Source organism: Bacillus sp. REN3 (genome assembly GCF_017912555.1).
In the GTDB taxonomy this organism is placed as follows: domain Bacteria; phylum Bacillota; class Bacilli; order Bacillales; family Cytobacillaceae; genus Mesobacillus.
This window is the reverse complement of sequence record NZ_JAERSD010000006.1, coordinates 94783-120693: the sequence shown is the minus strand read 5'-3', so window position 1 is coordinate 120693 and position 25911 is coordinate 94783. Positions and strand designations below refer to the sequence as shown.

At 42.6% G+C, this 25911-nt stretch carries 29 protein-coding genes and 1 tRNA gene; 7 read left to right on the top strand and 23 right to left on the bottom strand.

The features are described from left to right. The first annotated feature begins 56 nt into the window (after window positions 1-56). Window positions 57-1331, top strand: coding sequence for an MFS transporter (locus JJQ88_RS07600; RefSeq protein WP_210365137.1), 1275 nt, complete (start codon window positions 57-59; stop codon window positions 1329-1331). A 235-nt stretch (window positions 1332-1566) separates the two neighbouring features. Here the strand turns inward: JJQ88_RS07600 and JJQ88_RS07595 are convergent, their stop codons facing one another. The 4 genes from JJQ88_RS07595 to JJQ88_RS07585 all read right to left on the bottom strand — a co-directional run bounded on the left by JJQ88_RS07595 (window position 1567) and on the right by JJQ88_RS07585 (window position 4707). Next, the gene (locus tag JJQ88_RS07595; RefSeq protein WP_349237108.1) at window positions 1567-2340 is read right to left on the bottom strand and encodes an alpha/beta fold hydrolase; all 774 of its coding nucleotides are present in this window, start codon (window positions 2338-2340) and stop codon (window positions 1567-1569) included. A gap of 232 nt (window positions 2341-2572) precedes the next feature. Continuing rightward, window positions 2573-2662 (bottom strand): putative holin-like toxin, encoded by a 90-nt coding sequence (locus tag JJQ88_RS21820; protein WP_481748284.1) that lies wholly within the window; start codon window positions 2660-2662, stop codon window positions 2573-2575. A gap of 250 nt (window positions 2663-2912) precedes the next feature. Continuing rightward, entirely contained in the window at window positions 2913-3710 is a 798-nt protein-coding gene (locus tag JJQ88_RS07590) for a DUF2935 domain-containing protein (RefSeq protein ID WP_210365136.1), read from the bottom strand. 334 nt (window positions 3711-4044) lie between these two features. Continuing rightward, on the bottom strand, window positions 4045-4707 hold the full coding sequence (locus JJQ88_RS07585; protein ID WP_349237107.1) for an urease accessory protein UreH: 663 nt from the start codon (window positions 4705-4707) through the stop codon (window positions 4045-4047). Between the two features lie 178 nt (window positions 4708-4885). On the opposite strand from JJQ88_RS07585, the gene JJQ88_RS07580 reads away from it, so the two are divergent. After that, window positions 4886-4969 (top strand) — tRNA-Leu (locus tag JJQ88_RS07580). A gap of 529 nt (window positions 4970-5498) precedes the next feature. On the opposite strand, the gene JJQ88_RS07575 is transcribed toward JJQ88_RS07580, so the two are convergent. After that, entirely contained in the window at window positions 5499-5705 is a 207-nt protein-coding gene (locus tag JJQ88_RS07575) for a cold-shock protein (protein ID WP_210365134.1), read from the bottom strand. A gap of 440 nt (window positions 5706-6145) precedes the next feature. Here JJQ88_RS07575 and JJQ88_RS07570 point away from each other — a divergent pair, with 440 nt between their 5' ends. Continuing rightward, window positions 6146-6451: a DUF6509 family protein gene (locus tag JJQ88_RS07570; RefSeq protein WP_210365133.1), complete on the top strand. Its 306-nt coding sequence runs from the start codon at window positions 6146-6148 to the stop codon at window positions 6449-6451. Window positions 6452-6473: 22 nt separating this feature from the next. Here JJQ88_RS07570 and JJQ88_RS07565 read toward each other — a convergent pair whose 3' ends face one another. The 4 genes from JJQ88_RS07565 to ku all read right to left on the bottom strand — a co-directional run bounded on the left by JJQ88_RS07565 (window position 6474) and on the right by ku (window position 9116). After that, window positions 6474-6869, bottom strand: coding sequence for a cytosolic protein (locus JJQ88_RS07565; RefSeq protein WP_210365132.1), 396 nt, complete (start codon window positions 6867-6869; stop codon window positions 6474-6476). A gap of 35 nt (window positions 6870-6904) precedes the next feature. Continuing rightward, on the bottom strand, window positions 6905-7402 hold the full coding sequence (locus tag JJQ88_RS07560; RefSeq protein ID WP_210365131.1) for a metallophosphoesterase family protein: 498 nt from the start codon (window positions 7400-7402) through the stop codon (window positions 6905-6907). A 58-nt stretch (window positions 7403-7460) separates the two neighbouring features. Beyond that, a complete protein-coding gene (locus JJQ88_RS07555; RefSeq protein ID WP_210365130.1) occupies window positions 7461-7982 on the bottom strand; it encodes a hypothetical protein in 522 nt (173 codons plus the stop codon). A 294-nt stretch (window positions 7983-8276) separates the two neighbouring features. Next, complete coding sequence (gene ku / locus JJQ88_RS07550; RefSeq protein ID WP_210365129.1) at window positions 8277-9116, bottom strand: non-homologous end joining protein Ku; 840 nt, start codon at window positions 9114-9116, stop codon at window positions 8277-8279. A 139-nt stretch (window positions 9117-9255) separates the two neighbouring features. Between ku and JJQ88_RS07545 the strand changes: the two genes are divergently transcribed. Further along, complete coding sequence (locus tag JJQ88_RS07545; protein ID WP_210365209.1) at window positions 9256-11085, top strand: DNA ligase D; 1830 nt, start codon at window positions 9256-9258, stop codon at window positions 11083-11085. 30 nt (window positions 11086-11115) lie between these two features. Here JJQ88_RS07545 and dapF read toward each other — a convergent pair whose 3' ends face one another. From dapF to JJQ88_RS07510, 7 genes are all read right to left on the bottom strand, one after another. Then, window positions 11116-12096 (bottom strand): diaminopimelate epimerase, encoded by a 981-nt coding sequence (dapF, locus tag JJQ88_RS07540; RefSeq protein WP_210365128.1) that lies wholly within the window; start codon window positions 12094-12096, stop codon window positions 11116-11118. A gap of 275 nt (window positions 12097-12371) precedes the next feature. Beyond that, a complete protein-coding gene (locus JJQ88_RS07535; protein WP_210365127.1) occupies window positions 12372-12698 on the bottom strand; it encodes a four-helix bundle copper-binding protein in 327 nt (108 codons plus the stop codon). A gap of 778 nt (window positions 12699-13476) precedes the next feature. Beyond that, window positions 13477-14862, bottom strand: coding sequence for a S8 family serine peptidase (locus JJQ88_RS07530; protein WP_210365126.1), 1386 nt, complete (start codon window positions 14860-14862; stop codon window positions 13477-13479). Window positions 14863-15304: 442 nt separating this feature from the next. After that, window positions 15305-16084 carry an ABC transporter permease gene (locus JJQ88_RS07525; RefSeq protein WP_210365125.1) on the bottom strand — a complete coding sequence of 260 codons (780 nt, stop codon included), beginning with the start codon at window positions 16082-16084 and terminating at the stop codon, window positions 15305-15307. Continuing rightward, a complete protein-coding gene (locus JJQ88_RS07520) occupies window positions 16081-16989 on the bottom strand; it encodes an ABC transporter ATP-binding protein (RefSeq protein ID WP_210365124.1) in 909 nt (302 codons plus the stop codon). The genes JJQ88_RS07525 and JJQ88_RS07520 overlap by 4 nt, the downstream gene beginning before the upstream one ends. Continuing rightward, window positions 16989-17189 (bottom strand): PLD nuclease N-terminal domain-containing protein, encoded by a 201-nt coding sequence (locus JJQ88_RS07515; RefSeq protein ID WP_210365123.1) that lies wholly within the window; start codon window positions 17187-17189, stop codon window positions 16989-16991. Before JJQ88_RS07515 ends, JJQ88_RS07520 begins: the two co-directional genes overlap by 1 nt. Window positions 17190-17287: 98 nt before the next feature. Beyond that, a complete protein-coding gene (locus tag JJQ88_RS07510; protein WP_210365122.1) occupies window positions 17288-17608 on the bottom strand; it encodes a DUF4870 domain-containing protein in 321 nt (106 codons plus the stop codon). 157 nt (window positions 17609-17765) lie between these two features. Between JJQ88_RS07510 and JJQ88_RS07505 the strand changes: the two genes are divergently transcribed. Next, a complete protein-coding gene (locus JJQ88_RS07505; protein ID WP_210365121.1) occupies window positions 17766-18890 on the top strand; it encodes an amidohydrolase in 1125 nt (374 codons plus the stop codon). Window positions 18891-19176: 286 nt separating this feature from the next. After that, entirely contained in the window at window positions 19177-19737 is a 561-nt protein-coding gene (locus tag JJQ88_RS07500) for a GNAT family N-acetyltransferase (RefSeq protein ID WP_210365120.1), read from the top strand. Window positions 19738-19773: 36 nt separating this feature from the next. On the opposite strand, the gene JJQ88_RS07495 is transcribed toward JJQ88_RS07500, so the two are convergent. From JJQ88_RS07495 to JJQ88_RS07485, 3 genes are all read right to left on the bottom strand, one after another. After that, window positions 19774-19938 carry a hypothetical protein gene (locus JJQ88_RS07495; RefSeq protein WP_210365119.1) on the bottom strand — a complete coding sequence of 55 codons (165 nt, stop codon included), beginning with the start codon at window positions 19936-19938 and terminating at the stop codon, window positions 19774-19776. 403 nt (window positions 19939-20341) lie between these two features. After that, window positions 20342-20491 (bottom strand): DUF2639 domain-containing protein, encoded by a 150-nt coding sequence (locus tag JJQ88_RS07490; protein ID WP_210365118.1) that lies wholly within the window; start codon window positions 20489-20491, stop codon window positions 20342-20344. Window positions 20492-20590: 99 nt separating this feature from the next. Next, window positions 20591-21367 carry an SDR family oxidoreductase gene (locus tag JJQ88_RS07485; RefSeq protein WP_210365117.1) on the bottom strand — a complete coding sequence of 259 codons (777 nt, stop codon included), beginning with the start codon at window positions 21365-21367 and terminating at the stop codon, window positions 20591-20593. Between the two features lie 189 nt (window positions 21368-21556). Here JJQ88_RS07485 and JJQ88_RS07480 point away from each other — a divergent pair, with 189 nt between their 5' ends. After that, the gene (locus JJQ88_RS07480) at window positions 21557-22024 is read left to right on the top strand and encodes an Hsp20/alpha crystallin family protein (protein WP_210365116.1); all 468 of its coding nucleotides are present in this window, start codon (window positions 21557-21559) and stop codon (window positions 22022-22024) included. Window positions 22025-22104: 80 nt separating this feature from the next. Here the strand turns inward: JJQ88_RS07480 and JJQ88_RS07475 are convergent, their stop codons facing one another. The 4 genes from JJQ88_RS07475 to JJQ88_RS07460 form a co-directional block, all read right to left on the bottom strand. Next, window positions 22105-22848: a CAP domain-containing protein gene (locus JJQ88_RS07475; RefSeq protein ID WP_210365115.1), complete on the bottom strand. Its 744-nt coding sequence runs from the start codon at window positions 22846-22848 to the stop codon at window positions 22105-22107. Window positions 22849-23218: 370 nt separating this feature from the next. Further along, window positions 23219-23680, bottom strand: a complete 462-nt coding sequence (locus JJQ88_RS07470) for a FixH family protein (protein ID WP_210365114.1) — start codon at window positions 23678-23680, stop codon at window positions 23219-23221. 149 nt (window positions 23681-23829) lie between these two features. Next, the gene (locus tag JJQ88_RS07465; RefSeq protein ID WP_210365113.1) at window positions 23830-25233 is read right to left on the bottom strand and encodes a sensor histidine kinase; all 1404 of its coding nucleotides are present in this window, start codon (window positions 25231-25233) and stop codon (window positions 23830-23832) included. Beyond that, window positions 25230-25910: a response regulator transcription factor gene (locus JJQ88_RS07460; RefSeq protein ID WP_210365112.1), complete on the bottom strand. Its 681-nt coding sequence runs from the start codon at window positions 25908-25910 to the stop codon at window positions 25230-25232. Before JJQ88_RS07460 ends, JJQ88_RS07465 begins: the two co-directional genes overlap by 4 nt. Window position 25911: the final 1 nt, after the last annotated feature.

The window sequence follows — 25911 nt, the reverse complement described above, 5'->3', positions numbered from 1 at the left end:
TTTCCCTTCTATTCAGCCAACAATAAAAAGAGTATGAAAAAAGGCGGGTTTTGGATATGAATCATGTTGAAAACTTGTTCATCGATTCCGAAGGATCGCATGGCAATCAAGAGGGGGACGCAAAAAACAAAGGCTTTAACAGGAAGAGATGGGCAATCGTTTCCATCGCTTCCATCCCCCTTGTCATGACTCTTGGAAATTCAATGCTGATCCCGGTACTCCCAGTCATCGAGAAAAGGATGGGAATTACTGCTTTCCAATCAAGCATGATCATTACAGTCTATTCGATCGTGGCTATTTTTTTGATTCCACTTGCCGGTTACCTTTCCGATCACATCGGCCGCAAGAAAGTCATCATCCCGAGCCTGATCATCACCGCGATAGGTGGACTGATTTCCGGCTGGGCCTCATGGCAAATAGAGAATGGGTATTGGATTGTCCTGGTTGGAAGGGCCTTGCAGGGTGTCGGCGCAGCAGGTGCTTTCCCGATAGTATTGCCTTTGGTTGGGGATATGTTCAAGGACGATCGCGATGTGAGCGGGGCACTTGGAGAAATTGAAACAGCGAACACTCTGGGAAAGGTCCTCAGTCCAATCCTTGGCTCCTTCCTTGCAGGTTTCATCTGGTTCCTCCCCTTTTTTTCAATACCAATTTTCTGTTCGATTTCCATTATCATGATGGTCTTTCTGGTGAAAAGCCCGAACCAACAGGTAAAGCATGTGCCCTTCAAGGATTTTGCAAGTAAAATCAAAATGACCTTTACTGAAAATGGCCGCTGGCTTTATGCCATTTTTTTTATTGGCGTGATTGTCATGTTCGTTCTTTTTGGTGTCCTTTTCTTTCTATCGGAAATCCTGGAGAATAAATATGGAATCAAAGATCTCAAAAAAGGATTGTTACTTGCTATTCCGCTCGGAGCTCTTTGTCTATCGTCATTCATAACTGGAAAACTCATCAAGAAGAACCTGGTATTGATGAAATGGATCACTTTCATTAGCTTCCTGCTGCTTGCAGCATCTGTTGCGCTTCTAGGGTTTTCAAGAGAGCTCTGGTTCCTCATCGGAATGTTCCTTTTAGCAGGTGTTGCGATTGGAGCCACCCTGCCGCCACTTGACGCTATGATCACTGAAAGCATTGAAAAAGAGCAACGGGGGACAATCACATCTATCTACAGCTCAATGAGATTCATCGGTGTTGCAGCTGGCCCGCCTTTGGTTGCAGTAATGATGGAAACCTCATCCAAGCTGATGTTCTTTATATTGATGGCAGCAAGCCTGGCTGCAGCACTTGCGGCCTTCATGGCCATAAAGCCAGATAAAGAAGAAGCATAAAAGTTATAATTTCATAAAAGGTTCATTTTCTGAATCATTTGCAGAGAGCTGCTAACGGTGTATTAATCGAGGGAGAAAAAGAAAGAAAATTTTTTATCTCTTTTCTTTCTTAACCTGCAAGGAGAAGCGAAAGAATATTCGCCCTCCGATTATCCGGAACAAACTTGAACTGGGCGTTTTCAGAGAGAATATCAAAGTTGTGTTTTTTATACTTGATTGCCCTGATTGCATAAATTTATTCTGGAATAATCTGGAGGCCTTCAAGGAATTTTTTGATTTCTTCATTGAACTGTTGGTGTTTTTTCACTGGCACCTGATGCGATACCTGATTGATGAAGACAGCTTTGTATCCCGGTACTGTCCTTTCATATGCCCTGATATGCTGATTGATGAAATCCCTTGCCCCATAAACAAGCAGCAATGGAATCTTCAAGTTCCCCAATCTTCCAAGACATGAATAGTGGAGTGATTCATGATAGAACTGGAACCAGGTTCTCCGGTCGGCCTTCAGCATATGGTCAATGAGTTCCTGCCTGAAATTCTTGTCAAATGTATGGGCTGTCGCGATGACCTTCGCAAGAATCTTCGGGGCATGCTTCACATAATACATTCCGAGGATGTGTTCATATTTTAGCGTACCTGACTCTACTTCGGCAAAACCGCCTGACAGGATTAGCGCCACGGTTCTGTCAGGGTAACGAAGAGCGAACTCCTGCGCAATGCTGCCACCGGAAGAATAGCCGACCACGGCAATTTTCCCAAGCTTAAGGCCGTCAATCAAAGCGAGTACTTCGTCAGCATATTTTTCAATTGTAACATGGGATTCAACGGCAGAAGAATCGCCATGTCCGCTCAAATCAGGAAAGATTACCCGGAATCCTCCTGCTAAATTTTCCTGGTATTTAAAAACCTTCCTTCCCATCCCAGGCGGATGAAGGAAAACAATCGGGAGGCCGCTCCCGTACTCTTCATAATATATTTTATTTTGACTAGTTTTGATTACAGGCACTTTCCTTCCCCTTTCATGAACGAATACTTCTAGTATTGCCTAATTCACAAACTTGGCATGCAGAGGAAACTTAATACCGTGACATCCTTTACATCATATGGTATCCTAAAATATATATGTATTAAAGAAGGCTGCCAGTGTTGGCCCACCGGCAGCCTGCAATAGCCTTTCCCACGGAGGATCGGCCATCGTAATAGCTGGACCTCTCCCTCAGTTCTTGGTCAAGGGAGGTCTATTTTTTTTGGGTAAAACTTAAAACAGCGACGATCAGACTCGCGAATGAAAACATGGCCATCAAAGTCTCGAAAATCGTCAAAGGCATCACCCCCTTTCAACGGGGCTAGCCGACCACCCTTGAGATCAGACTATTGCCATTTCAGTATACCATATCCTTGTCCAAAAAGAGAACGCATGTTCTCTTTTCTAGAAAATTAGGGCTATTATACTAGATTGTTTATTCCCTATTCGTCAGCAAAAAGCCAATAGCTTTCCTTGTCAATCCAAGGCATGGGACAAATCGGCTGAATGATTAAACTGTTCGTAAAACTGTAATTCTCAAAGAAGGTTGTGATTTATGGGAGCACTCTTGGTTTCCCTGGGTCGCATTTTTTCATTTCCATTTCTGTGGCTTCCGCTACTTTTGTTAAATAGTAGCATTCTTCCCTGAACATGTGGTCGGCCATCAGTGGGGCGAAACTTCCTAAAGCCATTTCTGCCATTTCCATTTCTTTCAGTTCATCAAGGAATTTCATAAAAAGCCGTATTTCCAATGAGACTTCTGAATTCATTCTCTGAATCGCCGGAAATGTCGCCAGGTTCGTTCGAAGATACCCAGTCATTTCAACTGCCTTCAAATAAAAATCCTCAAACTGTTTCAGATATGCATCACTTTTTTCCTTCAACTTTTTTTCAGTTTGATCCAGATTACTGGAAATGGCCCCGGCATGCCCAGCTGCGTCCAATAGCCAGATTGAATGGTGATGAAGTTCATGGAATACCGGCGGTTTCTGTTTCTTTTTCAGATATTGAAGAACCCTGATATATTCCTCGACCTCATTCACCATATGGTTTACAAAGGTAGGGCCGAAGTGTATTTCCACTTTCCCCGTAAGCATTTTTGCAATCAGATTCAGCTTGAATTGGCGAATTTTCCTCGCTTCTTCATCTGCCAGAAAGCTAAGCTCTACTAAATCAGTGGACCCTATTGTCGAGAGCAGATGATCAAAATTTTCTATAAACGATTGTGCTGTACTCAAATCCTCCTTTTCCACTGACTCCAAAGCGCCTTTTATGCATCTTGCATGGTCACCCAGCACCTGCAGCCAGAACCGGTGCTCAAACAGTGATGATTCGTTGAAGCCATCATTCATCCCACTTGCCACCCATCCCTTGTCACTCCATAAAATCTTATCTGCTGGGAGGAGGAAATATTCCTGTAATATATACATGATACGGAGAGCTGACCGTAGAGGAGTATAAAAACATGAAGTCAAAATGATGTTAAGGTCAAAAATGATTTTCCTAATTTGTTTTTGGATTTTCAGTTGATAAACCGGGGTCCGAATTAGTATTCGAGAAAAACGCTCGACTTCCAATAAAGGTATCATGTATACCATCCAATGCCACAAAATGTGATGGGTAAGCACCTTTTGGGCCACCGTTCAGTATAGGAAACCCACATTTGTCCCCAATTTTTCACATGATTCACCCAAGTTTTGCAATCACGGACAGCGATACAAACAATCCGTCCTTAATGGTGATGAGATATATGTAATAAATTCCGTAGCATATACTAATGACTGAGGCAGCGCCTGTTAAGATGCGCTCTGCTCTATTTATTTTCCCGGAAAAAAAGAATGGGACACTTACAACGATTGTGAACAGGAACATTCCCAGGATTGTCCCTACACCAAAGGTACCTATGTATAAGCATGCTTCCAGGAACGAATCAACCATAGAAAGGGTAAGCAGGGTCATGGCCGCACTGCCTGCTAGTCCGTGGATTTGTCCGATGAACAAAGATTTCATGAAAAATTGTTTATTCTCTAGCTTTTTGTTACTCTTTGCTTTTTTCGTTGGCTTTTTAAATGCAGAAAAGCCTAAATAAATCAGCATGATTCCAACAGCCAATTCGAATGACATTTCCCATCTGACAGGAATGGTGAGTTTTGTGAGCGAAAGGATGGCGAATACGGCCAAAAGGGTCGCTGTATGGCCAATTCCCCAAAACACTCCTAAAAAACCGGAGCGCCAAAATGATTTGTGCCTCCCTGCGATAGTCGAAACAGCGATGACGTGATCAGGCTCCAATGCATGCTTAATTCCGAGCACGAATCCCAGACCAAGAATCCCTAAAATGTTACCCACGATATCCACCTATCTCTCTGTGTTTATTTTTCCTTAATTATAAATGGGAAAAAGAGTGAATCCGTGAAGCAAATATGAAAGTTTTAGCAACCCTTGCCTGTTAGGATTGGCGTTAAAAAAAATGAAATTTTTTATTCCAATAAATAAATTAGTATGCTATAATAAATTTTGTTCCCACGCGGGTGTGGCGGAATCGGCAGACGCGCTAGATTCAGGTTCTAGTGGTGGCAACACCGTGGAGGTTCAAGTCCTCTCATCCGCATATAAAGGAAGTGGCTGCACATCAGTTGCTTCAAGTGACCTGAAAAAAGCATCCGAATCAGCATTCGGATGCTTTTCATTTTCTCTCATTTATGTCGTTCAATATCCTGTCGCTTTGTCCTTAAAACTGTATGCCACCAATAAATTGTCGTCCCGGTTGAGCCGATCGAGCAAACAAACACATCTTCTGCAGTTAGGCTGCTGGATAATTACTCTTCTGCACGCAGACATCATCTCCTGATAATCGGCTTTTTCAAAGAACACTGGCTATTTTACGGAAAATAGCACAGGGAAGAGTTGATTGTCGTAAGGAGAGATCTTTTGAAGACTGTTTAAAATGGAGATGTGCTTACAAACCCGTTTTAATAGGAACTACCTACATGTAAATTGTATTGTTGATCATTCCCGGATTTCAGTAAGCCGAGCGCAAAGCCAATATTTTATTCCTGCTGGAGAATCCTTCTTGGCGGGAATGTTATTCCAGAAAAGAAAATAGCCAGGATTCCAAGATTCCTGGCTGCTTCCATATATTAGCCAATCAGGTTCTGGCTATTGTTATTGACTACTTCCAATACCCTTGTTGTTTGTTCCATTTCACTTTTGCAAATTGGGCAAGAGGGATGATTGCTGCTCTTAAAATTGTCGCGAACCCAGCAATTGCAATCTTCTGAGGTACATACCCAAATTTTTGTCTCTGCAGTCACGATTTCTTCAGGTGGTTTTCTGCCAAATGCCATTTCCTCACGCTCCTATTTCATTGTTCCATTGATTAAGTGAAATTTTCAATTGCTCATTATAATTATCCATCAATGGGGGATAAAAAAAATCATTTATTATAAAAAGCCCGGCAATTGAAACTTTTTATAATAAATGAATGATCCGATATTTGATATCTCTTTCATTTTACCACACTTTCTTAAATATTCAAAAATATGAGCATTCACTTGAAGCAGCGCAACAGTTATTATTATATGCCTGCGCACTTTCTTTTATGTGCTCCTTGATGCTTTTATACTTTTATAAGAATCTAGATGTACTTGAAGCGAAACAATCTCAATGGGAATCCCTATGGAAAAAGAAGAATTATGAAAGCGTAGAAACAAATGCATCTTTTCTTGATTGTTCGCACCAGTTTAGATATATAATAGGAAAGACAAACATTAAAAGGATGATTTATATGGTCATTACCGGACATACTGCAGAATATCTTGAAGATCCATTTGGGCTGCTAAAAGGAGAGAGGTATGAATTTTTCCTGCATGTCGAAGTGGATGAAGAGGATGAACTTTATACTGAAAAAGGACTGCTTCTAAAAGTGATCTTCCTTGCAGATGGCGACGAAAGCCGGATTCTCCAAAATTACTTCATAGAGGAAGAAACAGAAAAGGTCCTTGACTTTGACCTTGAAGATGAGGAAATCGAAGAGGTCAAAGCATATTGTCTGCAGCATCTGCCTACGGAAGATGCGGATGGTTCAGATTAAAAAAAGAGCAGATGCTCTTTTTTTACACCTCCACCGCTTTCCCTTCTTCGACAATGTGATAGAGTAGGTGGGCTAAGTGGTGGATTGGGCCATATTCTTCCTCTTCTTCACTGACTTCCTCGTTGAATTCAAGGTCATTCAGATATAAAGCAGAAAACTCGTAGAAATCTTTCAGTTGGAATCCAAAGCAATTGGTAGGTTCTTCGTTCTCATCCTCATATTGCAGCATTAAATAATATTCATTGCCCTCTTTATCTTCGGCATCGAAGAATACGAAGAATCCTATGTTCGTATCAAGGTCGAATAAATGGCGGGTCCCCCCTTCGGTCACTTTATCGTAATCTTCCCCATTCAATTTCTGGACAATCATTGTATCCATCTGATCGTCTGCATGGAAATTCACATTGAAAGTCTTCATTAGCTCAAAACTCCTTTAAAATAGTAAAGTCCTTTTCATGTCCTGTCCGAATAAAAAATATGCTCTGCCCGAACAACATCCGTTACTGTCATGATTCCGAATGAAAACTCCTTTTGACGCCTTTTATCCGTCGGGGAGCCTGGATTGAACAATATTGTTCCAGCCAATTCCTTTAGAACGGGAATGTGTGAATGTCCATAGACTATCCAATCGACCCGTTCATCCTTGAAAGCGTCCTGAGCACGCCTTTCGGTTGTCTTACCTGATCCATGGCCATGCACAATACCGATCCTAAAATCATTCACGACTAGGATTTCTTTAGAATTCAGCTTTGCCTTCAATTCAGGGCTGTCCACATTCCCTGTCACACCTTTGACTTCGGCATATTTCCCCAGTTCATTGTATAATTCAATTGTCTGCCAGTCACCTGCATGGATAATATAATCCGCGCTATCCAATTCCCTGAGCAACTTACCTGGAAGGGTCCTTCCCTTTTTCGGCATATGGGTGTCGGATAAAACCACAATCTTCATGCTGGCAGCACTCCTTTCATATTAGGTGCCTTCCTTATCGTACCCGGATGTCTCCCGATTAATCATTTCTTGCTTTGAATTTCGTAATGTTATAATAGTCTTTCGATTGCTTGTACCCATTAAATTCAATATCCAGGTCATGGAAATAGCGGTGCAGGTAAAGAAGCGGCTGCTTCTCCTTCTTTCCACTTTCAATTGCTCTCGCATAGTTTTCAATCTTTTTGAAGTCGGCCTGAAGGTCGAGATCATCTGTCTGGATTCCAGTAAGAACATTGAGTATTTCTGTTGCAGTTACCTGCTGTTCCTTCCATTCTACAGAATCGATTCCACCCCATCCGAGCGTTTTATTGTACCATTCATGGTAATCAGCTATAAATTCCCCGACGTTGCGATATTCATGCTCTGTTGTTTCCTCCTGAAAAACAGCAACCTTTTCTAGCGCCTCTTTTTGCTTCTGTGTCAGCTGTGGGCCTTTCTGTCCGTCTGTCTGCCAGACCGTGTACCCAAAATAAGCTGCAAATCCCAAAATGATCAGCATTACCGGAAGGATCATAAGCCACCATATCCATTTTTTTCTCATGTTGCAGCCCCCTGTATTTCTACTCTGGTCTAAGGAAAATTTTACCCCATGCTCTTGTTATTTGACAGTGATACGCAAATTCCTTCCTTATTTTAGTAAACAGTTCCTTCCGAAAAGCCGGGCGGGAACGATCTGACCCTGTTCGTTCCCATTTCCCCTATCCAAGCAACCATTATCCATTCCTGAAAGACATTATCTCAACGCACTCAGCAAAAAATGAACACCAGGCGGTTAATAGCCTGGTGTTCACTGTCCATTCTCCCTGCGTATCATCGAATCTTTACGGGAAGAGTTTTATGCCTGCTTTTTTTCTTTTGCTTTTGGCTTTGCTGCCTTCTTTTTCTTCACAGGATCTTTTTGTGGTTTCGTCCTGTCGATTGAAGCCTGCAGTGCCGCCATCAAGTCGGTCACATTGGATACCGGCTCTTTTGCGGCAGGTGTGACCAGTTCTTTTCCTGTCCGCTTTGCTTCAATGAGCTCAAGAAGGGCTGTCCGGTATTCATCTGTATATTTTTCTGGCTCAAAGTCACTTGTCAACTGATCAATTAACATGATGGCCGTTTCAAGTTCTTTCTCCGTTACCTTATCTTCTGAAGGTACGTTCGGAACATCCACCGTTCTCCTTACTTCGTCTGGGAAATGGATGGTTTCGAGGACGAGGGTATTCTCGTACACCCTGATGATGGCAAGCTGTTCCTTTGCTCGGATGATGATTTTCGCAATCCCTACTTTTTCGGATTCCGACAAGGCCTTCCGTAAAAGTGAATAGGCTTTGCTGCCACTTTCGTTTGGAGATATGAAGTAGCTTCTCTGGAAAAAAATCGGATCGATATCCGAAATCTTGACAAAATCAAGTATTTCAACGGCTTTATCCTCGTTTTCCTTGCGTAAAGCCTCCAGGTACTCGTCTTCAAGGACTACGAATTTCCCTTTTGTATACTCATAAGCCTTTACGATATCTTCATTTTTTACTTCTTGATCACAAACAGGGCATAGCTTTTCGTATTTGATTGGAGAATGGCACTGCTTATGCAGAGTCCGTAGCTTGATGTCTTTGTCCTCCGTGGCTGCATGGAGTTTAATTGGTATATTGACAAGGCCAAAACTGATGCTTCCTTTCCAAATCGTATGCATGTCTTCTCATCCTTTTGTTTTATTTATAATTTGCATTGCCAGCGGGGATTCATTCCTTAAAACTTTTCCCAGCAGATTAGTTTCGGCTTTTTCAGGAACAATAAAATAAAAAAGACTACTGGGAAAGGATGGTTGCATGCTGAAGCCTATGCTTCCGACGCTGGCTTTTGATATTCCAGAAGGAAACGGATGGTGGTACGAAGTAAAATATGATGGTTTCCGGGCTATATTATCGTGGGGGGATGAGATGAGGCTGACAAGCAGGAATGGCAAGCCGCTGCTGCCGATTTTCCCTGAAATCAGTGATTATCTGAATACGCAAGAAAAGTTATTTAAACCGTATTTGCCATTGACTCTCGATGCGGAGCTTGTTCTCCTCGAAAATCCATTCAAGGCCGATTTTTCAGGTATCCAGACAAGGGGCCGGATGAGGTCACCCGGACGGATTTCAGAGCTAGCGAAAAAACGCCCCTGCAGGTTGCTGGTCTTCGATATCATTGAATTTGAAGGTAAAAGCCTCGTGTTGCAGTCATATGGTACGAGGCGTTCAAAACTTGAACGTCTTTTTGCAGATACAAGCCAGCTCCTTTCCCCTGACCCGGCTGATCCCAGACTGCTCCAGCTTATTCCGAGAGATTCCAGCTACCGTGCATTATGGGAAAATATTGTGCTATATGATGGTGAAGGACTGGTTGCTAAAAAAACAAAAAGTATATGGGAGGAAGGAAGACGCACTGGCTCATGGATCAAGGCAAAAAATTGGAAATTCGTATCCTGTTTTGTCACAGCGTATGAAAAGTCCAACGGGTACTTTTATATATCGGTTTTTAAAAAATCAAAGATTCATGAAATCGGCCTGGTTATTTTCGGCTTCAGACCTGAAGAAAAAAACGCCCTCTATCAAATCATCCAGGAAAACAGCAGCCGCGAAGATGAAGAATATATCTATGTTGAACCGGCGATTTGCCTTGATGTCAAATACCTAGAGGTTTATGATGGCCAATTGCGGGAGCCTCACTTCCATCAATTCAGGTTCGATTTGATTCCTGAGGAATGCACCCACGATAGATTCATTTTCCAGCAAAAAAATCTGCCCCCAGGTATCGAGATTACCCATCCCGAGAAACCTCTGTGGGAAAAACCTCTGATTACAAAGATGGATTACGTCAACTATTTGCGAGAAATCTCGCCGTTTTTGCTTCCCTTTCTAAAGGATAGGCTGTTAACGGTCATCAGGTATCCACACGGTACATTCGGAGAGGCCTTTTACCAAAAAAATGTCCCTGAGTATGCACCTGACTTCGTTGAAACGTCATATGCAGAAGGAATCGAATACATTGTCTGCAATAACCTGAAAACATTGTTATGGCTGGGAAATCAAATCGCTATCGAATTTCATATACCTTTCCAGACAATGGATAGCCATTGCCCAGATGAAATCGTCTTTGACCTGGATCCGCCTTCAAGTGAATACTTCAATTTAGCAATCAACGCTGCGTTGCTAATTAAGGAGGTACTTGATGAACTAAAGCTGTTCAGTTTTGTCAAGACGTCTGGAAACAAGGGACTGCAAATTTATATCCCTCTGCCTGCAAACACATACCGTTATGAAGAAACCAGGTTGTTCACCCATTTCATAGCCAATTATCTTGTTTCTAAGGACCCAGGATCCTTTACAATCGAAAGACTAAAAAAGAACCGGGGCAACCGGCTGTATGTCGATTATGTTCAGCATGCAGAAGGGAAAACGATAGTCAGCCCTTATTCTGCAAGAGGAAAAAAAACAGCAAGCATTGCAGCTCCGCTTTTCTGGGAGGAAGTGAACAAAGAGCTAAAAATCGAAGATTATACGCTGGAATCTGTGTTGCAGCGAGTCAAAACTCTTGGGTGTCCTTTCAAGGATTTTTTCAAGACAAAAGACATACAGCGGCTCGGGCCTGTACTCGATTTCCTGAAAACAAAATCCTGAGGTAGCTCCCCTCAGGATTTCTTGTATGGATCAAAAATTGGCTAAATATGCTCTAGCGTGTTCCTGCAGCTTCTCATACTGCAAACCTTCGCTATATGGTTCCTTTTCAAGAATACCAGAAACAATCCCCTTCTCAGTAAAATCAATTTCTAGCCGGGCGGAATATACGAACGTCGCATTCCCGATTAAATCAATCGTATAGGATCCTTGTTTCTCATGGACCGCACACAGGACCATCCCGCCATTATTGTATACATTGATTGGCTTTTCCAACTCATTTTCCTTTATCAGGCATGTCACCAGTGTTGAAGCTGACATGGCGGTTCCACAGGCATTGGTGAAGCCGACGCCTCGTTCGAAAGTCCTTACATAAATACTCCCTTTTTCAAGCAGCCTGATGAAACTGACATTCACACCATCTGGAAACAGGTTGTTTGGGCGGTTCACTTTCTCGCTAATCTTTTTTTGCAGATTTGATTCAAGTTGATCCTTTTGGACAATTGCAGTCAAATGAGGATTCGGAACAGCCAAAGCTGTAAATAGCAGATCCTCGTCCAGTTGATGAACTTTTTCCTGTATCAGCGTTTCCCTGTCCATGTTTAGCGGCAGATCTTCCAATTTGAAAGAGACTGGCGAAATTTCGACCTGGTAGGTCGGGATGTCGGGATAAAGAGCATCATGCTTTTTTACCTGCAGGTTTGCTTTCATCGTTTCAATCACCGCCTCTTCTTTTCCAAGCTTCTCACAAACGTACCTTCCAGCACAGCGAAGGCCGTTTCCGCACATGGAAGCTTCAGAGCCATCTGAATTAAAGATACGCATTTTTGCATCTGTATCAGCACTATCCAAAATATATAGAATCCCGTCTGCACCCAATGAGGACTTCCTGTCACATAAGGCAAGTGCAAGCTGCCGCCTTTTGTGATCATCAAACTGGTAGCGACTTTCCATCTCATCAATGAGCAGGAAATCATTATTTGAACCATGGCACTTTATCAATTCAATCTGCATCATCTAGCCTCCAAAAATATCTTTATACTACAAGATGCCATAAATTGATTCCTTGTTCAATATGTAATCGTCGACTTGAAAGGAAAATTTGCTGTTGACCATTTATCAGAGAGAGAATTGGCCGTTTTTCGGTCGGTTGGTTACCAGGAGAGGCCTTTTCGTCGTCCCATGGCTCTTGAATCCCGCTTGACAAGATACAAACCCTGCCTTCACGATTTAGACATTAAATTGCACTCCATAAAAAAACCAGCCCTGCAGCTGGTTTTCTCCTGCTATCACGCCATTTTCCTGCATTCTTCAGCACACTTGAAGCAGGCTTCCGCACATCTCTTGCAATGTTCGTGGTCATGCTTGTTACATTCGTTCCCGCACGCTTCACAAATGTCGGCACACAAACCGCAAATTTGCTTCACAAATTGGCTTCCTGTCTGCATCGCCGTTATGGCCATTCCACACATCTCAGCACATTCCCTGTCCATCCTGATGCATTCCGCCATCATTTTAACATCTTCTTCCTTTAAACATGCATCAAAACAAGTATTGCAGGCTTCGATACAAGCATTGCATGCCTCGATACATTCTTGATAACGCTGGTCTGTCATTTTCCTGCCTCCTTTGTTTTTGTGGATTTCTATATAAATTTTAGCCTGCTAGAAGGAACATAAACGAGGTAAAGGGATTTGGAAATAATTTCAATAGTCATAAATGATGAAAGAGAAAAGCAATCTCAATATCTGGCTGCTTTTTAGCAGGCCGAAGTCAAATGCCAATACGGGGATGGTGGATTCCAAAAAATCTGCCCCATTCAAGCAGCATCCATCCCTGCCATAGCCTGGCATTCAGCGCGTGATGTTCTGAAACGATGCCCGAGTCATATCGAGAACATTCAAGTAATTTCGTTCCTTGGTCAAGATTTATAATTTCTCCCAATTTAATTTAAGGCCATCTTTCTTGTAGCACAAGCCGTTAGCTTACGTTAACTTAAATTCATCCCCTCCCTTATAATTGGGCTTCGCCCTTTAACTTCCTTGAGGAAGGGGGTTCTTTCGAAAACTGTTAAACCTGGAAGATCGGAAATATTTCCATAAACTATCAAAAAATTCGGCCACATGATCAGTGCAGCAGATCCTTTCTGCAAAGATAGCCCCGCTTTCTCGCGTAACCCCTCGTTGTGTTAACAAGGCAAACCCATTCACATGGTTTAAGGCTCCATCTCCTGAATTAGGCCCGGGATGATGAAATATAATACTTGCAAAAAAGTTACCGGAAGAACAGAAGGCAATGATGAAAATCTGCCAAGAAACGAAACAAGTCTGGATGCTGAAAAGATCCGCCAAAGAGAATCGGCCGGTCAGGGAATCCCTGTCCGGCCGTTTTCTCTTATTTTCTGCTTAATGCTTTGACAGCATTGATTAAACCGAAGCCAGATTTTGCATCATAGCCAGGTTCAAATACATCCTCAGTGGAATTTTGTATAATAGATTTGACCTGTGCTGGAGAAATATTATCTTTCCCATGCTTTGCGATCACGACTCCAGCAAGTGCCGCTGTTTTTGGGGCTGCCATGGAAGTTCCGGCATAGCCCGCGTATTGGTGCCCGACAACATTGTAATCCGCATCGAGCTTTGGAACAGTGCTCCATGCAAGGTAACTATTATCCCTTCCAGTCTTTTTCACAGGGTCATAGTTCGGCCCAAGGTCTCCCCCAGGTGCCATTACATCTATTTTCCCTACTCCATAATTTGAATAGAACGTAAGGTTCTTCAGCATTCCTCCCGCTGAAACCCTGATCATTGTCTGGCTGCTCGGGCTTCTATGGGTAGCACCTTTATCGTCACCGGACAACTTCCCAGGACTGCTGAGGTCCACACCATTGTTTCCAGCAGATCCTACAACTGTAACCCCCTTCTTGATGGCATATTGAATGGCTCGATTGAAAAGGTGGACATCCGCTACAATTTCTTTTGTCGCATAGTCCGGATTTTGGAACCAGTCATAGCCGCCTAGGGACATGTTAACAACATCAACATTATCATCGGCTGCCGTCATTAACGCATCCGCTATATGTGATGTCTCTGCTCCGCCTGTTGGCCCAAAGACACGATAGGCCGCAACCTTCAGATCCGGTCCGACACCAAGTGCCCTTCCTTTTGCAGCGATAGAACCAGCAACATGGGTTCCATGGCCATTCTGGTCAATCGCATCCTCGTATCCCGGAACAAAGGATTTTCCATACGCATAATTTTCTTTTAGATCTGGATGGTCATAGTCAATTCCTGTATCGATTACTGCGACTACAATATCTTCCCCTTTAGCGGGCTTTCCTGTACCGCCAGGAAGCTCCCATGAAGCTCCATTTTCCGTTACTTGCTTAACATCCCACATCAAGCTTTCATATATATCTGCGCCTTGTGTAAAGTCTTCTGCTTGCACAGCTTCAACCTCAACTGGCTTTTCAGGATATACAATGTTTTCAGCCCCTGCCTCAAGTACAAGCGAAGATTTTTTTACGTCTTTCAGGAAGTTGGCATTCTCGGAATTAACTTCTACCGCACCGAGCTTGTCCAGCCTAGCTTCAATCTTTCCGCCAGCATCCCTGATTGCTTTTTCAAAGCCTTGCGGCAAACCTTGTTCATCTTTAAAGACCACTATGTAATTGTTCTTTTCTGTTTGTGCCTCACCTTTCGCCATTCCCGTACTGAAGATTGTAGCTGCACCTAAAAGTACCGCTAAAGTGCCGGAATATAACTTTCTCCTTGTCGACATAAAACCCCTCCTTTTTTCTTAATTTTCATTATATTGCAATTACGGAATTTGGCAATATAATGATTTCGACATGCATTCAACCTGTTAACCAGAAACACAGGTCTTTAGACTTAGAAAATATTGTTCATAATTTCTTTACAATTGCCTTAAGAACTATTTATTTCGAAAAACTAAATAAAGTTTTCGACAATCAATTAATTAAAACAGGACAAATGGCATATCGAGACATACTCAAGTCTTCCTATTAACAAAGCCTGGCAAGAGCCCCTCCAGGATAAAGGCAAGGTGAAAGAACGCCTAGTGACAGGTTGTCCGTGAGCTGAAGCCAGATGGTTTATTAGTTCTAGCCAGTTGTACCCCAAACTAGTACTCTATCATGTATAAGCCATTGCTCTTTTTAAGGTAAAAAAAGACCTGGTCCATCAAGGAACCAGGCTCCAAGCTAATCGGCAAGTTCTTGTTGTCTCAACACCATCACTGCCAAAACAAGAAGCAGTACAATGATTCCCGCAGTCAAAAAAGTAGCCGGCAGCGTGTTTTGTGGTATCCTACCAGTCATTAGCAAATTAGATGCATAATCGAATAATTGAGTTGGACTCCATTCGAGCAGGTGGGAAAATGAGCCTCCAATCAAGCTCCAAATCAATACAGTTGCAATTGAGATAGCTGCCGCGGCACCTTGCTGCCTAATAAGTGCACTAAAAAAAATCACGACGGTAACCACGAGGGCAAGCCAGAGAGCATATATCATGGCTGCTGCCAGGAAATCTGCGATAGGAATGAATTCAAACAAAATTCCTGTATAATACCAGCTGGCCATAAGGCCTAAAAATAGTGAAAATATAAACAAAATCAATCCGCTAATCCATTTAGAAGTGATATATGAAAAATATGAGACCGGTTTTACCAGGATTAACTGGGCTACTCCGCTCTTTCGCTCGCCAGCAATTGTTCCCATCAGCGAGAGGGCAATAATCAAGACACCAATCGTCTGATATTCACCCATACTGGTAATCAAAACTTCTGCGGCTGATGGTACCGGTATTTCAATTACTGCTCCCTCCGGAAGGCCGCCGACAGAATCAAGGATTTGAGGCATATAGTAAGTTGTCAGGGGGTCGATGACTCCGAGTAATATAAAGGATATTGGCACCCAAATCAATTTGAAATTCCTTGCCATCTCTACGATTTCCTTTTCTAAAAGCGTGAGCAATTGAGTCATTTCCCCACCACTTTCATAAAAACATCTTCCAGGGTGACAGAACTGATTTCATATTTGGATAGCGGCCAATTTTCGATTGCCGCTTTATATAGTACTGACTTCTTCACAGCATCCAGGTCTGCTGCGGTGATTGTCGCTTTGCTGCCTGACGCCTGGATTTCAAGGATTGAGGGATTGTCCCTTAAATCACGCAGGAACCCTTCAGCATTTCCTCGGAAGGCAAGGTCGATTCTGGATTGAAAATATTTCTCTCCGAACTCTTCCATCGTTCCTGCCTCAATGATTTCACCATCATGGAGGAATAAAATCTGTTCACTTATTTCTTCCGCATCATTAAGAATGTGGGTGGAAAACAATACAGTGGCATTCTGCTTCAGTTTCTCCAGCAATCCTAACACCTCTCTTCTTCCAAAAGGATCCAGGGCAGAAACAGGCTCATCAAGCATGATCAATTTCGGTTCATGGATGATGGCTTGTGCTATGCCCAGCCTTTGCTTCATGCCTCCTGAGTACTTCCCTATCCTTCTGTTCTCTGCTTCTTTGATACCAACCAGTTCCAGCAGTTCATCGGCTCTTTCCTTTGCAAATGCTGTTCCAAGCCCCGCTAGCTTTCCTGAATAGACTAAAAACTCACCGCCTGTCATCCAGTCAAAGAACACTGGGTGTTGTGGAAGGTATCCTATGTTCTTTCTGATGTCATCCCCCTTTTTTTCTTTATCAAAAAAAATCCTTCCTCCGGACGGGTTCAATAATCCTGATAACATTTTAAGTATGGTTGTTTTGCCTGCTCCATTAGCGCCGATTAAAGCAACGCACTTTCCAGCTTCAAGTTCGAAGCTTACTCCTTTTATTACCAGTTTATTTTGAAACCTTTTTTCAAGGTTTTCTACATGGACGAGCGCCATCAATCATTCCTCCTTCCAAGAACAAAATAAAGGATCGGCCCAATCAAATTTATGAATAAAATGATCAACACCCATAACCACTTAGGCCCTTTTGTATTTTCAATCCTGATCAAATCAACGAATGCGACAATGACTAAAATTGCCTGTAAGGCAAGAATAGGCGCGACTAAGGCCCAGTTAACAGTTTCCAATGCTTCCATAGCGTTTCCCTCCAAAACTTTTGATCATCCATTAGACGTCTGTATCGGCAAAACGTTCAAAAAAAAACCGGCAAATAAATTTGCCGGGACACCTAATCTTATAGAAGCCTAAAAATAAACGGGATTCTGTATTCCTTTCCCTCATATGCTTTAATAGCGCCAATTACTGTAAATACAACTCCCATGATCCCCAGGATCCATAGAAGCAAGACCCCAACAAGCAGAATCACGAGAATACCGCTGACAATCGCATAGACCGTGTAAGAAATGAAGAAGTTCATATACTCCCGTCCATGATAATCAATGTAGCTTGATTCGTCTTTCTTCAACAGCCAAATAATCAGCGGTCCTAAAAAAGCTGTAAAAAAACTGATCAAATAAATCGCTGTAGCCAGTAGCCTTTCATCTTGATTTGGCATATCTATGCCCCCCTTAAAGAATCTTATTATTATGTACGAATTTCAGGTCTCAAAGTTTCATAATCTTCACCTAGCTTTCAAAAATCCAAGGAATCATAAGAAAACTTGTATTCTGGCTAACAATAAAACGACATTAAATCGAGGACTGATCAAAATCATGAGTAAACTTTTATTGAAAAATGCCGTTGTAATGCCAATCACATCCAAGCCTAAATCGAATGGAGATATTCTGATCGACAACGGAAAAATTGTGAAGGTCAGTGATCGACTGACTGTTGAAGATGGTGTGAAGATCATAGACTGCTCTCTCGGATATTTGCTTCCCGGCTTCATTGACGTCCATACGCACCTTGGGCTCTATGATGAAGGCACTGGTTGGGCAGGGAACGATGCAAATGAAACAATAGAACCAATGAGTCCCCATGTCAGGGCCATCGATGGAGTCTACCCGCTTGACCCCGCTTTTTTAGATGCCATCAAATACGGGATTACTACGGTCCATGTCATGCCCGGTAGCGCCAATGTCATAGGCGGAACTACTTCAGTCATTAAAACGGCTGGAAAAAACATAAAAAAGATGGTCATACAAGAAACTGCAGGTCTTAAAATCGCCTTGGGCGAGAACCCAAAACGCATCCATAGTACCGGAAATAAAGATTCAATCACGAGGATGGGAATTATGGGCATGTTAAGGGAGGCATTCTATGGGGCAATGGAAGCACCCGCTCCCTTTTCCCTCAGAACCTTGCCGTTCGTACAGGCGATAAATAGAGAAATCCCCGTAAGGGTCCATGCCCATAGGGCAGATGACATCATTTCAGCCATAAGGCTTGCGGAAGAATTCAATCTGGACCTTAGGATTGAGCATTGTACTGAAGGACATCTCATTGCTGAAGAATTGGCAGGTCTTGGTTTGAAGGTATCAGTCGGTCCGACGCTTACCCGCCGTTCAAAAATAGAATTGAAAAACAAAAGCTGGAAAACTTATCAGGAGCTGTCTAAACAGGGTGTAGAAGTATCCATTACTACGGATCATCCTTATATCCCTATTCAATATTTGAATGTTTGTGCGGCGATTGCTGTTCGTGAAGGTCTGGATGAACAAAAGGCCATAGAGGGCATAACCATCCTCCCTGCCCGGAACCTTCGAGTTGATGACCGCTTGGGCAGCATCGAACCAGGAAAAGACGCCGATCTTGTCCTTTGGAGCCATCATCCCTTCCATTTCAATGCGAAACCGAGATGGACGATGATTGAAGGGGAATTTGTCTATTGGGCATAGTACCAGTGACTTATTTCATGTAGAAATTTGCCAAAAAAACGCAGAAAAAAATGGTCAAAAACCTATTTTCTTTTTAAATTTTTTTTAGTATGATACGAAGGGAAACATACACAAAACTTCATAATTGCAAGTGATTAGGGAAGGCAAATGGTGCGCCACCAGTATCCTGGTTCTAGTGGGTTCGATTCCCACCCCGAAATTTTTTAGCAACTTACAAAAAATTTCGAGGGTGGACCGTGCAGCAATCAAGTGCACGTGGCAAGACTGCCCTGCAGGAGGGATACAAATGCTCAAAAAACGCGATCTGCATGATTGCCATGCTTTGTTTGAGCTGATGGCGCATCCGGAAGTCTTCCCTTTTGTGCGCCAAAAGGCGAATTCATACGATGAATTTGTTTTTATCACGAAACAGACAATAGAAGCAGAAGAACGGGGAGAACTGATTTCCCGTACTATCCTTGATGATTGGGGAAATCCGATCGGGACCATCAATTTATTTGATATTCAGGACGGATCTGGCTTCCTTGGGACCTGGCTCGGCAAACCATTCCATGGAAAGGGTTATAACAATCTTGCTAAAGACGCTTTCTTCCAGGAGCTTTTTTATGATTTGGGTATTGAGACAATTTTCATGAGGATCAGGAAAGTGAATATACGTTCCTTAAAAGCCGCTGAAAAGCTCCCATATGCTGTGAATGCAAATGAAACACGGCTGGCTATCTATCAACAGTTGAATGCCCAGGAAGACATTTATGACCTTTATGAAATAACGAAAGACCATTATACTTTATACTTGAAACGGACAGTACCTGCAGAGGAAGAAACCGTCGAATTGCTCGAAGCGTAACACAGCCAAAACGCCCTCCACACGGGGGCGTTTTCTCTAATTCATAGGGTCCTGCGACTGAGTCTCCTCATGGTCAGCTAAAGAGGCTTCTGATAAAAATGCCTCAAGCTCTGTATCCGTAACTGTTTCAAATCTGCCATCATCAAAGAAAATCTGTGTCTGGTTAGGATTAATCCTTTTCAAATTAAACCCCTTGTTCATTCTTATCACCCCTTGAAAAAATAATATATCCGGACGAAGTAGATTATAATCCTTGCATATGTTCAAATAATGTCGCAACTATCTGAACTTTTCGTTCTCATAGCATTCCCCAATTACCCCTTTTTATTCTCTATTTATAACTTAAGACTGGCTATTGTTTCATTGCAAGCGTCAGTATAGCTGCAGCCTTATCTTACATTAAAGGGCTTCTGGTCAGCGAACCTAAAGGCCATTGCAGGTACACAGCCGCAACAGATTGTAGCTGCCTTTCTTATTTAGTCGGATGCAGGCCCTTGTCCTCCTACGCAGATTGTGGTTCCGCCGGATCTTCTTCCTGCAGTCAATCTTTCTTAATGTACAAAAATGCTTTGGAAACTCCAAAGCATCAGTTTACATAAAATTATTATGTTCTATTGATTATGTGATCATAATAAATTTTGCGGATGATATAAGTTTTGTATAACTCAAGCTTCCTTTTCCCAACGGGGTGTTTTGTGATGCCTGCCTTCTTCAATTCATTGATATACCAGCCCTTCGATCCCTTGTATGCCATTGGGATACTCCTTTCTCCTTTTTGATTGTAAATTTATATGCCTTTGCAGGAGGAAAAATACTATTCCAATGGAAAATGCCAGGAATAACTCCTGGCATTTTATTTTTCGCGGTATACTTTACCAAGGACATCTTTCCCACCTGTAATCGGAAAGATACCTCCGGTAATGAAGCTGGAGTTTTCAGCAGCAAGAAAGCTGATGACCCTTGATATATCTTCTCCTGTACCTGGTCTGCCAACTGGAACGGACTCGTCGCGTTCCTCAAGGGAGGCAATGATTTCCTTTTCCTTCCATTCACCAACAATATCCCCCGGACAAACCATATTGGCAGTTATCCCGTTTTCTGCTTCCTCAAGGGCAATTGTTTTTGTAAGAGAGGCAAGTCCTGATTTTGCCGCCGCGAAAGCGGATCGGAAAATCCAGCCAGGAGCCGATTCGACACGGTCAAACCCAACAGTAATGATTCTGCCCCATTTCCGTTTTCGCATATGCGGAATCAGCAAATTTGAGATATAGAACACGGCATTAAGATTGCCATTGATTAAATACTGCCACTCACTGATCGTATAATCAGTCATTTTCTTTCGCTCTGATATATATGGACCTGCATTATGGACAACAATATCAATGCGCATGCATTCCGCGAGAGCCCTGGCGACAAGCGCCTCGCACTCTTCGTAAATCGTGATATCAGCTCTTATGCAAATATTTTTTGTACCATAACGCGCAGTTAACTCCTTAGCCAGTGCTTCAGCATCCTGTTGGCTGTTTCGGTAATTAATGACCAAATTGATGCCTTCTGCCGCGAGCTGCCTGGCCGTCCGTCTTCCTAAACCGGTCGCTCCCCCGGTGATTAAAGCGGTTTTATTTTTCACAACCTGAACCCCTTGTTTTAAATTTATCGTTCATACTTACCATTTATACTAAGAAGAACACGAGTATTTTGCAACTTTTAACTAAATCTGCGAAATTGGAGACCCGTACTTTTGATTCCTTAACAAATGGGTGCACCGGAGCATATGATAACATATCGAAGCCGGATCGTTGGAAAGGTGGGGATAGTGATGTTTCCTTGGAATTTACTTCCTTTTAACCAAAACCTGCATAAAAAGTTTCTAGAAATGAAACCAGATGAAATAGAAAAATATGTACAACAAATGGTCGGAAAAATGTTTGATTCAAATATGAGAGGCATGATCAAACCGGAGGAATGGTTGAAGGAAATGGAACAAAAAACAAGTCCCCCGGCTGAACCCGCAAGTGGGATTAACCCTGAGATATTCGAAACCCATGATTTCGTTTTTCTCAGGCTCGCCCTGCGAGAGGAGCATTGGTTAAAGGAGATGAAGCTTTTCTATACTTCAAATCAAGTCATCATCGAACACATTCCTGAACATTCCGATAAGCACACCTTCATCCTGCCCGCGACTGTCAAAAGAAAAGGGGCATCGGCCTCACACCGGGACGGAGTCCTTGAGTTAAGACTTCCAAAAATTGTCGACATGCAATTTTCTGAAATTGATTTATCCTAAATGAAGTTCCTGTCGGAAAACATTCTATAAACACGAAGAACAGCCAGTGGAAATGGCTGTTCTTCATTCATGATATTCTCTTATTTTCCAATGAACATTTGTGTCCAGTAGTTTCCATTCGCAACATGTCCTACACCAATATGTGTGAAGTTAGAGCTGAGGATATTCTTGCGGTGGCCATCACTATTCATCCATGCCTTCACAACTTCTTCTGGTGAACGCTGCCCCATGGCAATATTTTCACCGGCAGAGCGGTATGTGATGCCAAACTTCTTCATCATATCAAATGGTGAACCATATGTTGGACTGGTATGGCTGAAATAACCCTTGCTTTGCATATCACGTGACTTCTCTCTTGCGACTTTGCTTAGCTCATTGTCGATTGCGAGTGCTTTCAAACCATATTTAGCACGTTCCTGGTTCGTAAGTTCAACTACTTTTTGCTCATATGCACTCAAGGCAGAAGAAGCGGGGGCAGTAGTTTTTGTTGACTGCTGTTCTGTTGCTGGTGCTTTTGCTGGAGCTGAAGCAGGTGCCTGTGCCTTTTCAGGAGCTTGCTTTTGAAGCTGAGGTGCTTTTGCAGGCTGCTGCACTTGTTTTTGGACAGGCTGTTTGTTGAATTGCTTGAACTCTATCGGTCTATTATTCAAGAACTTTTGAAATATAGCATTTATTTGGTCATGGCTGAAGTTTCCACTTTGGTAATACACTTTTGGCTGGACAGACGTATCGCAATTCGCGGATGCATCAGCTTTATCCAGTCCAGGGTTTGCCGCTAAGATCGCTGCAGCAGCGGCCACTGAAAGAAACATTTTTTTCTTCATACCTTAATTCCTCCCGTAACGATATTATTGTGTTTTATTCTTGCACAATAATCATAGCACGGGATTTTTGTAATATTTAAGGATGGTTATGGAAATACTCCTCTCAAGGAGCCGCCGTTTAGGTAAATCGGTCTATTAAATCAATGGATTGCTAGATTCCTCAATGGTTTGGGTATTTTGTAACATGTTCCCTAACAAGATAGAAAATTTCTCCTTAAGGTTAAGGGTTGAACCAGTACTTCCATAAACGGGCAAAAAAAGACTATTGACAACTTTTTTATTACCCGATCAATATTACAATCTTTACGTAACCATTACAAAAATTAAGAATTTTTATAAAAGAGCGGCTTATTTAGCCGCCTTTAATAGTTCAATGATCGTTATGCTCTTCTTCCGCATCTTGCTCCATATTTTCGCTGGAGTTGGGATCTGATTCGGGTTCACTTGGTTTCCCGATGATAAATTCCTTTTTCGGCATATTATGCATACTTCTAGCTGTGACATGGGAAATGACATAGTAAGTACCTTCTTCATTGAACGTTTTATTCAACTTATAAATCCCATTAACACCTTTTTCAACAACAGTTGTTTCATGATTTTCTTCATTTGCCCGCCAAATTTCAAACTTGACTTCATCAGCATCATTTACTTTCTCTTCTCCATAGGTGACTTTTGCTTCAAAAGTGACCTCTTCATTGACTTCAGCTTTCTCGGGCGTGATTGTCAGATTCACATCAAGAAATTGCGGCTCTTCTTCCTCAAGTTCTGGCTGAGAACATGCTGTTAAAACTAGACCCAAAAGCATGAACATCATTCCTGTTATTTTCTTCATTGTTTAACTCCCTTACAAGATTTCTTCAGTGCTATCCTGTTGGAGCACAGGCTTCAGCCCATTCGGGATAAAGCTGCTTGCCCCTATTGCTTTAGAATTTTTTTGCGCGGATCCTAAGCATTATTCCAAAAATTGAAGCCTATCCCTTCCTATATCTTCACTGCAGGAAAATAAATCTTCACGATTGTTCCCTTTCCCACGATACTCTCAATATCCATCTTGCCATCATGGAGTTTGACCAGTTTATCGACTATGGCAAGCCCCAACCCTGTTCCTCCATCAGCTCGTGACCGCGCTTTGTTGACCCTATAGAATCGATTGGTGATTTTCTCTATATCTTCTTCAGGAATTCCGATGCCGGTATCTTCTATTTCTATCAGCGCCCCGTACGGATGTTTGGCCAGCCTAATCGAAATGGATCCCCCTTTTTTTGTGTATCGTATCCCATTGTCTATGAGGTTCTGGAATATTTGTTCCAGCCTGCCCTCATCCGCATTGATGATGATATCGGGGTCAAGTTCCAAATTAAGTGCAATTCCTTTTTCCTGCATAGCAGGACCATATTTCTGGATGAAATCTTCGATCAATTGCGCGAGCGGGAATGGACTTTTGACCAGGCTGAATTCGTCTGCATCGAAACGGGATAAATCAAGCAGGTCTGTAACAATTTTAACCATCCTGCCCGCTTCCCTGCTGATTAGCTTCAGATATTTTTCCTGCTCGTCCGTTTCTTTGACCATCCCGGATTCGAGTGCCTCGCTATACCCTTTGATATAACTAATAGGAGTCCTTAATTCATGAGAAACATCCGCAAGGAACTCTCGCTTTTTCTCGTCCTCTTTTTGGATGGACTCGGACATATGGTTGAAGGCAGAGGCGAGTTGGCCAATTTCATCATTTGACTGAATTTCTACACGGGTTGAATAATCCCCGGTTGAAACTTTATCTGCTGCCTCCTTCATCAAGGCAAGCGGCATTGTAAGACGATGCAGCATCTTGAAGCCAAGGAAAGCCGCAAAAATGATGAAGATGATTCCACCTGCGAGCCATAGGAAGGAGAAATCAGTAGTCAATTCTGAAATTTTGGCGAGAGGAACATAGAGATAAATAATCCCTTCAAGCCTGCTTTCATCCAAGAGGGGAATCGCGACAGCAAGTATGTTCCGGTCGAATCGCTCTTCAAAACCAGCTTTCATGACGGGGTCACCCTTAAGCAACTGTTCACGATCCTTTGTGCCGATCAAGGTTTCGTGATCGATTGCGTAAGGGAGGCACGCGCTCAATTCCTTCGGGTTGCTGACAAGGAACACTTCAGACTCTGATTTTTCATTATACCACTCAATCCTCTGTTTAAGTTCGTCGGTCAATGGCCCTCCTGAGTAATCGCTTGCCAGCCTGGTACCTTCTTCTATTAATGATTTTTCAATAATTTCAACATAAAGTTTTTCATAAAAGATATAGGACAACAGGAAGGAATACAAGATAGTGACTACCATCGTTGCTGTAACAGTCAGCCACAGCTTTTTGAACAGGCTGTCAGAAAAGGAAGTCATGTTGCCAGCACCTCAAACTTATATCCGACTCCCCAGATTGTCTGAATATAATCGCCAGCTCCCATTTTCATGCGCAACGTCTTTATATGGGTATCCACCGTTCTCAAGCTGCCATGGTAATCCATGCCCCAGACATACTCAAGCAGTTGCTCCCTGCTTAATGCCTGTCCCTGATGTTCTACGAGAAAAACGAGCAGCTCGAACTCTTTCAGTGTCAATGGTACGCTATTTCCTTCAACACTGACTTTCCTTCCCTTCTTGTCTATTACAATCTTTCCAATTTCAATTGTTTCTTCATCGTTCTTCATATGCGAAGTCCTTCTTAGTACTGCATGGATCCTTGCAACCAGCTCACCTGGACTGAATGGCTTGACTATGTAATCATCACCGCCAAGCTGCAGTCCCCGCACCTTATCCCATTCCTCTCCTTTTGCGGACAGAAAGATGATTGGGACTTGGGAAAAAGACCTGATTTTCGCGCATACTGCAAATCCATCTTCATAAGGCATCATAATATCGAGAATCACCAGGTCGAAAACATGCTCCTTCAATTTCTCGTACGCATCCGTGCCACTTGCTGCATGTGTACATTTGAAGCCTGAATTCTCCAGGTACATCTGGACAAGATTGCGCATATCTTCTTCATCATCGATAATTAAAACATGGATGGGATTCATC

Coding starts and splice junctions, on each gene's coding strand:
- JJQ88_RS07600 (WP_210365137.1), top strand. CDS start 57: ATGAATCATGTTGAAAACTTGTTCATCGATTCCGAAGGATCGCATGGC.
- JJQ88_RS21820 (WP_481748284.1), bottom strand. CDS start 2,662: ATGCCTTTGACGATTTTCGAGACTTTGATGGCCATGTTTTCATTCGCG.
- JJQ88_RS07590 (WP_210365136.1), bottom strand. CDS start 3,710: ATGAATGATGGCTTCAACGAATCATCACTGTTTGAGCACCGGTTCTGG.
- JJQ88_RS07575 (WP_210365134.1), bottom strand. CDS start 5,705: ATGGCATTTGGCAGAAAACCACCTGAAGAAATCGTGACTGCAGAGACA.
- JJQ88_RS07570 (WP_210365133.1), top strand. CDS start 6,146: ATGGTCATTACCGGACATACTGCAGAATATCTTGAAGATCCATTTGGG.
- JJQ88_RS07565 (WP_210365132.1), bottom strand. CDS start 6,869: ATGAAGACTTTCAATGTGAATTTCCATGCAGACGATCAGATGGATACA.
- JJQ88_RS07560 (WP_210365131.1), bottom strand. CDS start 7,402: ATGAAGATTGTGGTTTTATCCGACACCCATATGCCGAAAAAGGGAAGG.
- JJQ88_RS07555 (WP_210365130.1), bottom strand. CDS start 7,982: ATGAGAAAAAAATGGATATGGTGGCTTATGATCCTTCCGGTAATGCTG.
- ku (WP_210365129.1), bottom strand. CDS start 9,116: ATGCATACGATTTGGAAAGGAAGCATCAGTTTTGGCCTTGTCAATATA.
- dapF (WP_210365128.1), bottom strand. CDS start 12,096: ATGCAGATTGAATTGATAAAGTGCCATGGTTCAAATAATGATTTCCTG.
- JJQ88_RS07535 (WP_210365127.1), bottom strand. CDS start 12,698: ATGACAGACCAGCGTTATCAAGAATGTATCGAGGCATGCAATGCTTGT.
- JJQ88_RS07530 (WP_210365126.1), bottom strand. CDS start 14,862: ATGTCGACAAGGAGAAAGTTATATTCCGGCACTTTAGCGGTACTTTTA.
- JJQ88_RS07525 (WP_210365125.1), bottom strand. CDS start 16,084: ATGACTCAATTGCTCACGCTTTTAGAAAAGGAAATCGTAGAGATGGCA.
- JJQ88_RS07520 (WP_210365124.1), bottom strand. CDS start 16,989: ATGGCGCTCGTCCATGTAGAAAACCTTGAAAAAAGGTTTCAAAATAAA.
- JJQ88_RS07515 (WP_210365123.1), bottom strand. CDS start 17,189: ATGGAAGCATTGGAAACTGTTAACTGGGCCTTAGTCGCGCCTATTCTT.
- JJQ88_RS07510 (WP_210365122.1), bottom strand. CDS start 17,608: ATGCCAAATCAAGATGAAAGGCTACTGGCTACAGCGATTTATTTGATC.
- JJQ88_RS07505 (WP_210365121.1), top strand. CDS start 17,766: ATGAGTAAACTTTTATTGAAAAATGCCGTTGTAATGCCAATCACATCC.
- JJQ88_RS07500 (WP_210365120.1), top strand. CDS start 19,177: ATGCTCAAAAAACGCGATCTGCATGATTGCCATGCTTTGTTTGAGCTG.
- JJQ88_RS07495 (WP_210365119.1), bottom strand. CDS start 19,938: ATGAACAAGGGGTTTAATTTGAAAAGGATTAATCCTAACCAGACACAG.
- JJQ88_RS07490 (WP_210365118.1), bottom strand. CDS start 20,491: ATGGCATACAAGGGATCGAAGGGCTGGTATATCAATGAATTGAAGAAG.
- JJQ88_RS07480 (WP_210365116.1), top strand. CDS start 21,557: ATGTTTCCTTGGAATTTACTTCCTTTTAACCAAAACCTGCATAAAAAG.
- JJQ88_RS07475 (WP_210365115.1), bottom strand. CDS start 22,848: ATGAAGAAAAAAATGTTTCTTTCAGTGGCCGCTGCTGCAGCGATCTTA.
- JJQ88_RS07470 (WP_210365114.1), bottom strand. CDS start 23,680: ATGAAGAAAATAACAGGAATGATGTTCATGCTTTTGGGTCTAGTTTTA.
- JJQ88_RS07465 (WP_210365113.1), bottom strand. CDS start 25,233: ATGACTTCCTTTTCTGACAGCCTGTTCAAAAAGCTGTGGCTGACTGTT.
- JJQ88_RS07460 (WP_210365112.1), bottom strand. CDS start 25,910: ATGAATCCCATCCATGTTTTAATTATCGATGATGAAGAAGATATGCGC.